We start from the raw sequence: 11,681 nt of genomic DNA on the forward strand, positions 1-11,681 counted from the left end.
GCGGGTCTTATTGGGCGGAGAGTGTTAGCGTATTCATTTTTAATAATTTGATTTTTCTTTATTGAGGCATTGTTGAATGCTATAAGGGGAATCATAAAAGGAATCTATGTTTGTATTCTGTGATCTTTAGGTAAGAGATAATGGGATCTTTTTCGCATCGTATTATTTTTATTTTATTCGTATTTTTTATTTTTGGCGCTGTCTTTTTTGCTTCTCGAAGTGGTGTTGTTTATCAGTTTTTTTCCGGTCGTTCTTCTTTTTCTTCTCAGAAGCTTGATGTAACAGAGGAGGAGTTGTTAGAGAGATTGTCCGTGTCTTTTCCAGATATTATCAAGCATCTTTCTAAGATGGACCCTCAACAGCAAGAGTTGTTTATTGCGCAGCTGCGTCGTGATGTAATTGCGCTTGCTGCTAAAAGTGGTCAGAGTCGTGAGCAGGCTCAAAAATCTGGTGAAACTGTTGCTATGGCTCTCTCAAAAGCGATTTCTCGTCCTTCCATTGCTAATGCTTATTTTTAGCTATTTTTTAATTGCGCTTTTGGGTTTTAAAGGAGAAAGAGCTTTTCGTGAAGTTTTGAAAAGTGCGAGGAGATAATCAATTTGTAAGATAATTAACAAATTTATCTTACTCAAAAGGTGTGCAGTCGGAGTATAACGGTAATGTTGCAATCATTACAGGAGAGATAGAAAATCTATCAAGGGTATTGGTCAAGTTAATTGCATTATCAATCGCTACAATGACAAAAGCAGTATTGACTATAATAAAATACGTTAATCGCATTTTATATGCCAGTTATTTTTTTATTTGATATGAGAAAATAAAATTTTTTAAAAGGATTTAAGCTTTCTTTGTTCTACGGATTTTAGGATATTTATCCACTTGTATGATTTCTGAAAATGAAGTGCAAGGCTGATAAGGTGATAGTCTGTGACAAAGAAAAAATATTTGAATGAAGGTGAGAGGTCTATTTTTATTTAAAAAGGCTTTGGGGGTATTGAGTTTTCTAGCATTTTTCAAAAAAACAGACACAAGTAATTGTTAGGCTTTATTGTAGAGACAAAGACGGATGTAACTTCTTTAGTATATTGTTTTATAATGATAAATTATCATTATTATATTGAATAAGAATCTTAAGAATTGTAAAATTTTCTCATTTTAAATTTATCCATGGTGAAAAAATCAAAATTAGTTTCTAGTACACTACCAGTGGGAGGACTGTGTGGATAACAGCTCTTTTAAAAAGGAATTAAAAAGCTTCTTTGAGACATCTTGAGAGCTAAAAGTCTGTTGCAATATTTTGAATTGGTAAAGAGTATGATGGTTTTAGTATATTTATGAATTTTTTATGTGCGATAATGGGGGGATTTGTTTTGTGATTTGTTGAGGTTTTATCGGATATAAAGAGTGCTGTGGGGGGGGGGTATTAACCAGAGAGAAGCGTTGATAGCGGTTTATATTTTTATGAAACTTTCTTGATATTGAGCATCTTCGGTAAAAAGATGCTCTTGTCTCTCTTACTTTGTGGGATTGATCCCAATAAAAAAATTAATAATCTTATGTAAAAAATATTACATCTAGTTAAGATGCTATTTTTTTAATATAAAAATTAAGTGATACAATAGCGATAGCAGCAATTTATAGATTATATCATTTTATTTAATACGCTATAAGATTAACCATAGTTTCTTTATTTTTTTATTTTATGATATAGAGAAATCTATGATTTGTGAATAAAGAGATATTCTTTTGTTACATGATTTTATCTTGAAATTGTCTTACTCTTTCCTTTTTCAAGCCGTTCTTTTGCTTTCTTTTTTTGTATAATACGTTTGCAAATTACTTGCGGCTAGAATTTGAGAATGTTTGAGTGAAGAGAAAGAAAATGCAATTTTTGAAAATCTTGTTAAATACAGCGTGTGCTGTATTTTTTGTATTTGACATAAGTTGGACTCATAGTGTCTTAAATGTTGCGGAATCAGGAGAAGCCTCAGTGATTGTTGCTCCTAAGATTCCTGATCGCCCTTATGAGTTTCTTATTCAGAAACTTGCGAATAAATATAATGTTCCCGTTAATTTAGCACATGCTGTTGTAAAAGTTGAAAGTAATTATAAGGCAGGTATAAAGGGGGCTGCTGGCGAAATAGGTTTAATGCAAATTAAACCCTCTACGGCACGAGGGTTGGGCTTTAGTGGTTCTGTACAGGATTTGTACGATCCTGCGACCAATCTTGAATATGGTATGCGTTATTTGGCACGGGCGTATAAACTCAGTGGTGGAAGTACGTGTGGTACAATCCTTAAATATAACGCAGGTCATGCTGCAAAAAAAATGAATTCCATTTCGGCGAAATATTGCGCAAAAGTGAAAACTTATCTGGCTTCATTAAAATAAAAACATCTGTTGAGAGAGGTTTGTCATAAAATATTTTAAGATGCTATTTTCATTGAGCAGAAAATGTTTTATAAATTAATGCGTCAGTCGGCTGGGCAGCCGCGCTTGTCTGATGCTGAAATATGGCAGGTGAGGAAAGTCCGGGCTCCATGGAAAGACGGTGCCGGGTAACACCCGGCGGGGGTGACCCTAGGGAAAGTGCCACAGAAAGTAAACCGCCTATTTTTATAGGTAAGGGTGAAAGGGTGGAGTAAGAGCCCACCGCGCATTCAGTAATGAATGTGGCAAGGTAAACCCCACCGGGAGCAAGACCAAATAGAAATGACGTGCAAAATTTAATTTGCAGCCGATTTCCGGGCGAGTCATTCGGGTAGGTTGCACGAGGCGGATGGTAACATCCGTCCCAGATGAATGGTTGCCATGTAAAGTGTAAGCTTTACTCTACAGAACCCGGCTTATAGGCCGACTGATATTTCATGATGATACGCGATATTTTATAAGATCGATTATATATGATCTTTTATGGAGTCTATGTGTTTGAAATGGACACTTGAGCAAAGTGTTTTAAAAAATTATAACATTTCTTTAAGTATAATGCGTTAGGATCTGTTTTGGGATAACTTTAGTTTTTTCGTTCATTGTGATTAATATGAAAGTTGAAGGCTAGGTTATTCTAAGATCAGTTGCCATGAGAGAGCTGTTGATTTGAGACAGCATAACTTCAAGACGGATTATTTTGATAAATCAGGATCAAAGAGCTGAACGCCATATTCCAGTGTTGTTGCAGCCAGTTTTGACTGGGCTTATGCCATTGGTTGGAGCAAAAGTAATTGATGGCACCTTTGGTGCTGGTGGTTACACGCGCGCTTTGTTAAAGGCAGGGGCACAGGTGATCGCTCTTGATCGTGATCCTCATGCTATCAGTGCAGGACAATCGCTTGTTGAAGAATTTTTTCCACGTCTTCGTTTGGTCCATATGGCATTTTCACAGCTCGATCGTGTCGTTGAAGAGAAGGTGGATGCAGTTATTTTGGATATTGGTGTCTCTTCAATGCAGCTGGATGAAGCAGAAAGAGGTTTTTCTTTTCAAAAAGATGGTCCATTGGACATGCGAATGGCTCAGACTGGTTTTACAGCCAGCGATGTTGTCAATCATTTAAAAGCAAGGGATTTGGCACGTATTTTTAAGATATTAGGAGAAGAGCGTTATGCGGGGCGAATTGCACGGATGATTGAAAAGCGTCGTGTTGTACAGCCTTTTTTGCGTACAGGTGATTTGGCGTATGCTATCGAAGCGTTGATAGGACGTAAACCGGGAGATCGTATTCATCCAGCAACACGTGTATTTCAGGCTCTTCGTATCTATGTTAATGATGAAATTGGTGAATTGGCATGTGGTTTATTTGCTGCTGAACGCGTTTTAAAAGCTGGAGGCCGTTTGGGGGTTGTCAGTTTTCATTCTCTTGAAGATCGTATGGTCAAAAGATTTTTTTCGGCTCGTTCTGGAGAGTGTATGAGATCACGCTATCTGCCTGAAATGAAGGCTGCTCCAGCAACATTTTTTCCTTTGTTTAAAGGTGGGATCACGGCAACTAAAGAGGAGTTACAGAAAAATCCTCGTTCACGTTCTGCGAGGTTGCGTATTGGTGTACGGACTGAAGCAGAGGCTCTTGCAGCAGATATGAAATTATTTGGTTTAGCAGAGATTGCCAGTTTTGAAGGCAGCAAAAAATGACAGTTTTTCGTACATTTGATATGATTTTAGTGTTGATTATGATTTGTATGGCAGGACTTACTTATAAGGTAAAATATGATGTTCAAAAACGAATGAACGAAGTTCTTCATCTTGAGCATGAAATTGCTGCAGCAAAAAATACGGTAAGTTTGCTTCATGCTGAGTGGGCTGTGATGATAAGGCCTTCACGCATGCAAAAACTTGCGAAACGTTATCAGAAAGAACTTGGGTTAGAGGTTATACAGCCGCGTCAAATCGTGGAGTTTAAAGACATTCCGGTACAGGTACATGATCAAATTGAAGAAGTGATTAAACAAAATATCTTGGAAGATAATCAGGATATTTTGACAAATAATCGAGCTTCTCAGATCAATAGTGTTGTCCAAAAAGGCGCGCAGTAATGAAATCGACTTTTTTATTCTCACAGAAGAAAAAGCGCTTAAAGAATTCGTTGAATAATCATAATGTTTCTGTTCGTCGTCCCTATTCTAGTCGTCCACGTTTGCTTTTTTCGTTGTTCTGCTTTTTAATTTTATATGGAATCATGGGGGCTTGCCTTATTTCTTATGGGTTGGAAGGTGGACAGATTGAAGAAGCAAAGGGGCCAGGAGTTCTTCAATTGATGGCACGGCCTGATATCGTTGATCGTAATGGTCGTTTATTGGCAACAGATATTAAAACTTATTCACTTTTTGCTGAGCCACGACGTATTATTGATGTGGATGAAACAATTGAATTGCTCTCAACAGTTTTGCCTGATCTTAATTGGCAGGAAACCTATAAGCGCTTAAAAAGAAAATCTGGTTTTTCTTGGATACAGCGTGGGTTAACACCAATGCAGAAGACGCAAATTATGGCTCTTGGTATACCAGGAATTGGTTTTCGGACTGAAATTCGTCGTTTTTATCCTGATGGACCTGTAACTTCCCATATTCTCGGTATGGTGAATGTTGATAATCAGGGTATTGCAGGTATGGAAAAATACATTGATGATGCGGGGCTGAGTGCTTTGCGTGCCGCTGGTCTTGCCATGGAAGAATCATTAAAACAAGTTCAGCTTTCGATTGATGTGCGTGTTCAGTCAATTGTTCATGATGAACTTATTCAGGCTATGAAGCGTTATAAGGCAATTGCTGCAGGAGCTGTTATTTTAAATATACATACGGGGGAAGTTTTGGCTTTGGCATCACTACCAGACTTTGATCCTGGAAATCCTGTTGAAGCTTTAAAAAGTGATCGTCTCAATCGGATGACGGCAGGAGCTTTTGAAATGGGATCGATCATTAAAAGTTTTACGACCGCTATGGCTCTTGATTCCGATATTTTTCATTTAAACAGTATTATTGATGCTTCAAAGCCAATAAAAGCAAGTAGTGGCTATACTATTCATGATTTTCATGGAAAAAATCGACCCTTAACGTTATGGGAGGTTTTTATTTATTCTTCTAATATTGGTTCTGCTAAAGAGGCGTTGGCGATAGGGATTGATAAACATCGTGGTTTTTTGCAAAAACTTGGATTACTGGATCGTCTCACAACAGAGTTGCCTGAAGTTGCCCACCCTATTGTGCCAAATCATTGGAAGGATATCCATTCTATGACGATTTCTTTTGGGCATGGTATGGCAACAACACCCTTGCAAACAGCTGTCGGGGCTGCTGCTTTAATGAATGGTGGTTGGTTAATTGCTCCGACATTTTTAAAACGGCCAAAAGAACAAACTTTGCACCATGCAAAACGGGTTTTGCAGGCTAAAACAAGTCAAAATATGCGTTACCTTTATAAATTAAATAGTGATATTGGTTCTGGACGTAATGCAAAAGTTGAAGGTTATCGTGTAGGTGGTAAGACAGGAACAGCTGAAAAAGTTGAAAATGGAAAATATTCTAAAACAAAAAATTTTAATAGTTTTCTTGCTGCTTTTCCTATTGAGGATCCTGCTTATGTTGTTTTAACAATTATTGATGAACCAAAGCCTGCTGAGGGACAGCGTTCAGCAACAGCGGGGATGAATGCTGGACCAATGCTTGCTAATATTGTTCGTCGCACAGCTAGTTTTCTTGGTGTAAAACCCGATTTTAAAAAAGAATATGAGCCTCTTTTAAGTAAAAAGAGCAATTCAAGTTTCGTTAAACAACGGTAAAATGAATATAAAGGTGCGTTATCATGTTGTTGGGAACAGTTTTTACAGAATGTGTTGAAGATGAAAGTCTTTCTCCAATAGAAATAACAGGAATCAGTGCGGATTCTCGACAAGTTTTGCCAGGCTATGTTTTTGTCGCTGTTCAAGGAAAAAAAAGTGATGGAAGACACTATATAGATGATGCGATAAAGCGTGGTGCACGAGCAATCGTTACAGATTGTCATGCTGTTCTTGAGGATTTATCTGTTCCCATTTTACGTGTTTCTAATGTTCGTCATAGTTTAGCGTTGGCAGCTGCACGTTTTTACGGTTCTCAGCCTGAAACGGTCGTTGCTGTGACTGGTACAAGTGGTAAAACATCTGTTGTCTCTTTTCTTCGGCAAATTTGGACTTATGTTGGATTTTGTGCTGCGAGTATAGGAACGGTTGGTGTCGTTTCTCCTAAACGGAATGTTTATGGATCTCTCACAACACCTGATCCGGTCGTCTTGCACCGTCTTCTTTATGAAATTTCTCATGAAGGTGTGACACATGCAGCTCTTGAAGCTTCTTCGCATGGGCTTGATCAAGGGCGACTTGATGGAGTCCGTTTAACGGCTGGTGCCTTCACCAATTTAGGGCGAGATCACATGGATTATCACACGGGGGTAGAGGATTATTTGCGGGCTAAAATGAGGTTATTTGATACACTTTTGCCTGTATCTGCTCCTGCTTTGATTTTTGCTGATGATGTCTATTCACAAAAGGTTATTGATGTTGTCACACAAGCGCGTCGCCGTGTTTTGACAATTGGTCGTAAGGGGCAATTTATCACGATTAATCGTGTCGAACATCAACGCTCAAAACAGTGTATTGAGTGTCGTGTGGAAAACAATATTTATACATTTGATTTGCCTTTAGCTGGAGATTTTCAGGTCGCCAATGCGCTTATGGCAGCGGGGTTAGCAATTGCAACGGGTGCTTCACCTCGTAAGGTTTTTTCTGCGCTTGAAACTTTGCAGGGGGCACCTGGGCGATTAGAGTTTGTGGGAAAGACAGAAAATAATGCGCTTGTTTATATTGATTATGCCCATAAACCAGAAGCTTTGGAGCAGGTTTTGCTTTCTGTTCGTCCCTTTACGCAAGGGCGCTTGATCGTTGTTTTTGGTTGTGGAGGAGATCGTGATCAAGGAAAAAGACCTTTGATGGGAAAAATTGCGGCGGATAAAGCGGACATTGTTATTGTAACGGATGATAATCCTCGCACAGAAATGCCAGAAAAAATACGCAAGGATATTTTACAGGCGGTGCCAACAGCAATAGAGATAGCAGATCGTGGTGAGGCTATTTCTTACGCGGTGGAGCTTTTGAAAGTTGGTGACACATTAATCATTGCTGGAAAAGGTCATGAGGATGGCCAAATTATAGGGCAGAAAACTTATCCTTTTTCAGATCGTCTGAAAGCGATAGAAGCTTTAGAGGACCGAAAGAAATGACAGCTTTATGGGATAAGCAAGCACTTGTTGCTGCAATTAATGGTGTTGTAATGGGAAGCATGCCAGAAACTTTTTCTGGGGTTTCCATTGATAGCCGTACTCTTGCGGAAGGGGATGTTTTTTTCTGCATTAAGGGGCATCATCTTGATGGTCATGATTTTGCTGCGCAAGCTTATGAACGAGGTGCAGGCGTTCTTATCGTTGCGGAACACCGTTTGAGGGATATGAAAAAGATATCGGCTCCACTCATTGTCGTTCCTGATGTTTTGCAAGCCTTAGAACAACTTGCACAAGCTGCACGCAAACGTTCAAGAGCTAAGATTATCGCGGTAACAGGATCAGTGGGAAAAACAACGACAAAAGAAGCTTTGAAACAAGCTCTTGCAACGGCTGGGAATGTTCATGCGAATCTCGCTTCTTTAAACAATTGCTGGGGGGTTCCACTCACTTTAGCGCGGATGCCTATGGAGAGTGATTATGGTATCTTTGAAATTGGTATGAATCATAGAGATGAAATTCGCCCTCTGGTCAAACTGGTTTGTCCGCATGTTGCTCTCATTACGCATATTTGTGCAGGACATATGGGTTTTTTCAAAGATCTTGAAGAAATAGCAAAGGCAAAAGCTGAAATTTTTGAAGGATTAGATGAAAAAGGAATTGCCATTTTAAATGCGGATAGTGATTTTTTTTCTTATCTCGTTCAAAAAGCAAAGAAATGCGGTGTAAAGAAGATCTTAAGCTTTGGTGAGACTAAAGATGCTGATTATCAAGCGCGAGGTATACGTCTTCTAACTGATAGTACTTCTATGATTGTGCGTATTGGGGGGCGGGATAGGGAGGTTCAAATTGGTGCTCCAGGACGCCATATTGTGCAAAATAGTTTAGGGGTTATTGCTGCTTGTGATGCTATGGGGGTTGAGTTAGAGCCTGTTTTTCTTTCTTTTCGCCATTTTTCTTCTCAAAAGGGGCGAGGTGTTCGTTATCAATTGTCTTTATCAAATGGGGGTGAATTTTATCTCATTGATGAAAGCTATAATGCAAATCCTGCTTCTATGCGTGCTGCACTTGAGCTTCTTGCTACAGGACCTGTAGGGAAAGAGGGGCGGCGAATTGCTATTTTAGGGGATATGCTAGAGTTAGGGGAGTATAGTGAAAAGCTTCATCGTGATTTAATAAAGCCAATACGTCTTTCTGGTGCTAATCCGGTTTTTCTATTTGGTGAGGCAATGAAATCTTTAGTCAGTGATTTGTCTGCTGGTGTTAAGGTTCATTATGCTGAAAATATTGAGAAAATTTTACCGCTTCTTTTAGCAGAAATTTCTTCTGGGGATCTGCTTATGGTTAAATCATCCAATAGCCTTTGTTCATCAAATATTGTGACTGCATTGCTTGATCGCTATAAAGCGGTTTCTTCATAGTTTTAAGAGGTTTTTTGTACAATGATGCTGTTTTTTTCTTCGTTTAGTGATTGGCTTCCAGGTGTGAATGTATTTCGTTATATTACTTTTCGCACGATAGCGGCTATGCTTACTTCGGGACTTATCGTCTTTTTGTTTGGACCTAGCATCATTGCTTCTCTTAAATTGCGGCAGGGTAAGGGACAACCGATTCGTGCTGATGGTCCTCAAACACATTTTAAAAAGGCTGGAACACCTACAATGGGTGGATTGATGATTTTAACCGGCATTGTGGTATCGGCATTTTTGTGGTGTAATTTATCGAATATTTACTTTTGGGTATCGCTATTGGTTATGCTTTCTTTTGGGGCAATTGGATTTTATGACGATTATCTTAAGGTCACAAAACAAACAGACAAAGGATTTTCTGGGAAAGCACGGTTAAGCTTAGAGTTTTGTGTTGCCGCAATTGCGGCTTTTGTTATTCTGAAAATTGGCTCATCTGGATTCGCTTTGCCTTTTTTAAAAGATTATCTTATCAATTTGGGCTGGTTTTTTATTCCTTTTTCTGCGTTTGTCATTGTCGCGACGGGTAATGCGGTTAATTTAACGGATGGACTCGATGGGCTTGCTATTGTTCCTGTGATGGTTGCAGCTTTATCTTTTGCTCTGATTGCTTATCTTTCTGGTAATATGAATTTTGCTGATTATCTCCAAATCCATTATGTATCGGGTACAGGTGAATTGGCTGTTTTATTGGGAGCTGTTGTTGGGGCAGGGCTTGGTTTTTTATGGTTTAATGCACCACCTGCAGCTATTTTTATGGGAGATACTGGTTCATTGGCTCTTGGAGGACTCTTAGGGACTGTTGCGGTTGCTACGAAACACGAAATTGTTTTGGTTCTTATTGGTGGGCTTTTTGTTGTGGAAGCTTTTTCGGTCGTTATTCAGGTTGGTTATTTCAAATTAACAAGAAAACGCGTGTTTCTTATGGCACCGATACATCACCATTTTGAGAAAAAAGGCTGGACTGAAAGCCAAGTCGTGATACGCTTTTGGATTATTTCGATTGTTCTCGCTCTCATAGGTCTTTCAACACTTAAATTGCGGTGAGAATGTGATTTCTGTTACGTGTTATAAAGGTCAAAAAGTTGCTCTGTTTGGATTGGGACAGTCTGGACTAGCAACGGCACAAGCATTGATGTGTGGTGGTGCAGAAGTGGTGGCGTGGGATGATAGTCCTTCAAGCGTGCAAATGGCTTTTCGGCACAATATTCCAACACGAGATCTCCGTTATGAAGATTGGTCAGAATTTGTTGCATTGATTGTAGCTCCTGGAGTTCCTTTAAGTTATCCTCAACCCCATTGGGTTATTGAAAAAGCACGAAAAAAAAATATAGAAATTATCGGTGATATTGAATTATTTGTTCGGGCGCGCCATCAATTTTTACAGCATTATGGTTTTTGTGACAAAGACGTTCCTTTCATTGCGATTACGGGGACGAATGGGAAGTCAACCACAACATCTTTACTTGCGCATTTGTTGGAAAAAATGGGCTATGATGTGCAGATGGGGGGAAATATTGGAAAGGCAATATTGACGCTTAAGCCCTTTGTTAAAAAACGTATCTATGTGATTGAATGTTCATCATTTCAAATTGATCTTACTCCCTCTCTTCAGCCGACCATTGGACTTTTATTAAATCTCACACCTGATCATATTGATCGACATGGAAGTTTTGCCTGTTATGTGCAAACCAAAAGGCATCTGATTGCTCAGGCTTCTCAGGCTTTTATTTCAGTTGATGATGCAGCTTGCCGAGTTTTATATCAACAGTTACTTCATGAGGGGAAGCAAATTGAGGCAATTTCCAAGGATCATTTTGTTGAAAATGGTTTTTATGCAGATGGGACCAAGCTCTTTTCTGTTCGTCAAGGACAGCGTCATATGCTTGCAGATCTTGCTCCTATGGCGGGGTTACGTGGGAGGCATAATGCGCAAAATGCCCTTATGGCATTAGCAACGTTGCAGGCTTTAAAAATAACCGATCCTTCTATGAACAAGCATTTAGCAAGTTATAAAGGGTTGGATCATCGTATGCAGCAGGTGCGTAAAATGGGGGCGGTTTTGTTTATCAATGACAGCAAGGCGACTAATGCAGATGCAACAGCTCCTGCGCTTTCCACCTTTAATGATATTTTTTGGATTGTTGGGGGGCAGGCAAAAAAGGGAGGAATAGAGTCTCTTAGAGAATTTTTTCCTAAAATTCGTAAAGCCTATTTGATTGGGAGCGCGGCGGAAGAATTTGCTCGCACTATTGGATCTGCTTTTCCCTTTTCTATGAGCTTAACTTTGGAAAATGCGGTGCGTGAAGCAGCTGTTGACGCAACGGGTTGTAAGGCAAAAGAGGTGACGGTTCTTTTGTCACCTGCTTGTGCAAGTTATGATCAATTTAAAAATTATGAAATGCGAGGCGAAGCATTTGTCTCTTTTGTGATGCAGTTACAATAAAAAAAGCATCAGTTATAAAAAATATTT

Annotated in this window: 10 protein-coding genes and 1 other RNA gene; 10 read left to right on the top strand and 1 reads right to left on the bottom strand. The window is 39.2% G+C overall.

The annotated features are described in order from the left end of the window. The first annotated feature begins 140 nt into the window (after positions 1-140). Positions 141-518, top strand: coding sequence for a hypothetical protein (locus ACFILA_RS04570; protein WP_375631184.1), 378 nt, complete (start codon positions 141-143; stop codon positions 516-518). Between the two features lie 106 nt (positions 519-624). On the opposite strand, the gene ACFILA_RS04575 is transcribed toward ACFILA_RS04570, so the two are convergent. After that, positions 625-780, bottom strand: coding sequence for a hypothetical protein (locus ACFILA_RS04575; RefSeq protein WP_273790790.1), 156 nt, complete (start codon positions 778-780; stop codon positions 625-627). A gap of 1,102 nt (positions 781-1,882) precedes the next feature. On the opposite strand from ACFILA_RS04575, the gene ACFILA_RS04580 reads away from it, so the two are divergent. From ACFILA_RS04580 to murD, 9 genes are all read left to right on the top strand, one after another. Then, the gene (locus ACFILA_RS04580) at positions 1,883-2,392 is read left to right on the top strand and encodes a lytic transglycosylase domain-containing protein (RefSeq protein WP_273790789.1); all 510 of its coding nucleotides are present in this window, start codon (positions 1,883-1,885) and stop codon (positions 2,390-2,392) included. Between the two features lie 83 nt (positions 2,393-2,475). After that, positions 2,476-2,866, top strand: an RNA gene (gene rnpB, locus ACFILA_RS04585) — RNase P RNA component class A. A gap of 262 nt (positions 2,867-3,128) precedes the next feature. Further along, positions 3,129-4,127 (top strand): 16S rRNA (cytosine(1402)-N(4))-methyltransferase RsmH, encoded by a 999-nt coding sequence (gene rsmH / locus ACFILA_RS04590; RefSeq protein WP_273790788.1) that lies wholly within the window; start codon positions 3,129-3,131, stop codon positions 4,125-4,127. Beyond that, positions 4,124-4,528 (top strand): hypothetical protein, encoded by a 405-nt coding sequence (locus tag ACFILA_RS04595; protein WP_273790787.1) that lies wholly within the window; start codon positions 4,124-4,126, stop codon positions 4,526-4,528. The genes rsmH and ACFILA_RS04595 overlap by 4 nt, the downstream gene beginning before the upstream one ends. Further along, a complete protein-coding gene (locus tag ACFILA_RS04600; protein WP_375660736.1) occupies positions 4,528-6,270 on the top strand; it encodes a peptidoglycan D,D-transpeptidase FtsI family protein in 1,743 nt (580 codons plus the stop codon). Before ACFILA_RS04595 ends, ACFILA_RS04600 begins: the two co-directional genes overlap by 1 nt. Before the next feature lie 23 nt (positions 6,271-6,293). Next, a complete protein-coding gene (locus tag ACFILA_RS04605; protein WP_375660737.1) occupies positions 6,294-7,745 on the top strand; it encodes a UDP-N-acetylmuramoyl-L-alanyl-D-glutamate--2,6-diaminopimelate ligase in 1,452 nt (483 codons plus the stop codon). Continuing rightward, positions 7,742-9,163, top strand: a complete 1,422-nt coding sequence (murF, locus tag ACFILA_RS04610) for a UDP-N-acetylmuramoyl-tripeptide--D-alanyl-D-alanine ligase (protein ID WP_375660738.1) — start codon at positions 7,742-7,744, stop codon at positions 9,161-9,163. The genes ACFILA_RS04605 and murF overlap by 4 nt, the downstream gene beginning before the upstream one ends. A gap of 21 nt (positions 9,164-9,184) precedes the next feature. Next, positions 9,185-10,255 carry a phospho-N-acetylmuramoyl-pentapeptide-transferase gene (mraY, locus tag ACFILA_RS04615; protein WP_273790783.1) on the top strand — a complete coding sequence of 357 codons (1,071 nt, stop codon included), beginning with the start codon at positions 9,185-9,187 and terminating at the stop codon, positions 10,253-10,255. 4 nt (positions 10,256-10,259) lie between these two features. Then, positions 10,260-11,654: a UDP-N-acetylmuramoyl-L-alanine--D-glutamate ligase gene (gene murD, locus ACFILA_RS04620; protein ID WP_375660739.1), complete on the top strand. Its 1,395-nt coding sequence runs from the start codon at positions 10,260-10,262 to the stop codon at positions 11,652-11,654. Positions 11,655-11,681 lie beyond the last annotated feature (27 nt).

The organism is Bartonella sp. CL71SXKL (assembly GCF_042194935.1).
GTDB lineage: Bacteria > Pseudomonadota > Alphaproteobacteria > Rhizobiales > Rhizobiaceae > Bartonella.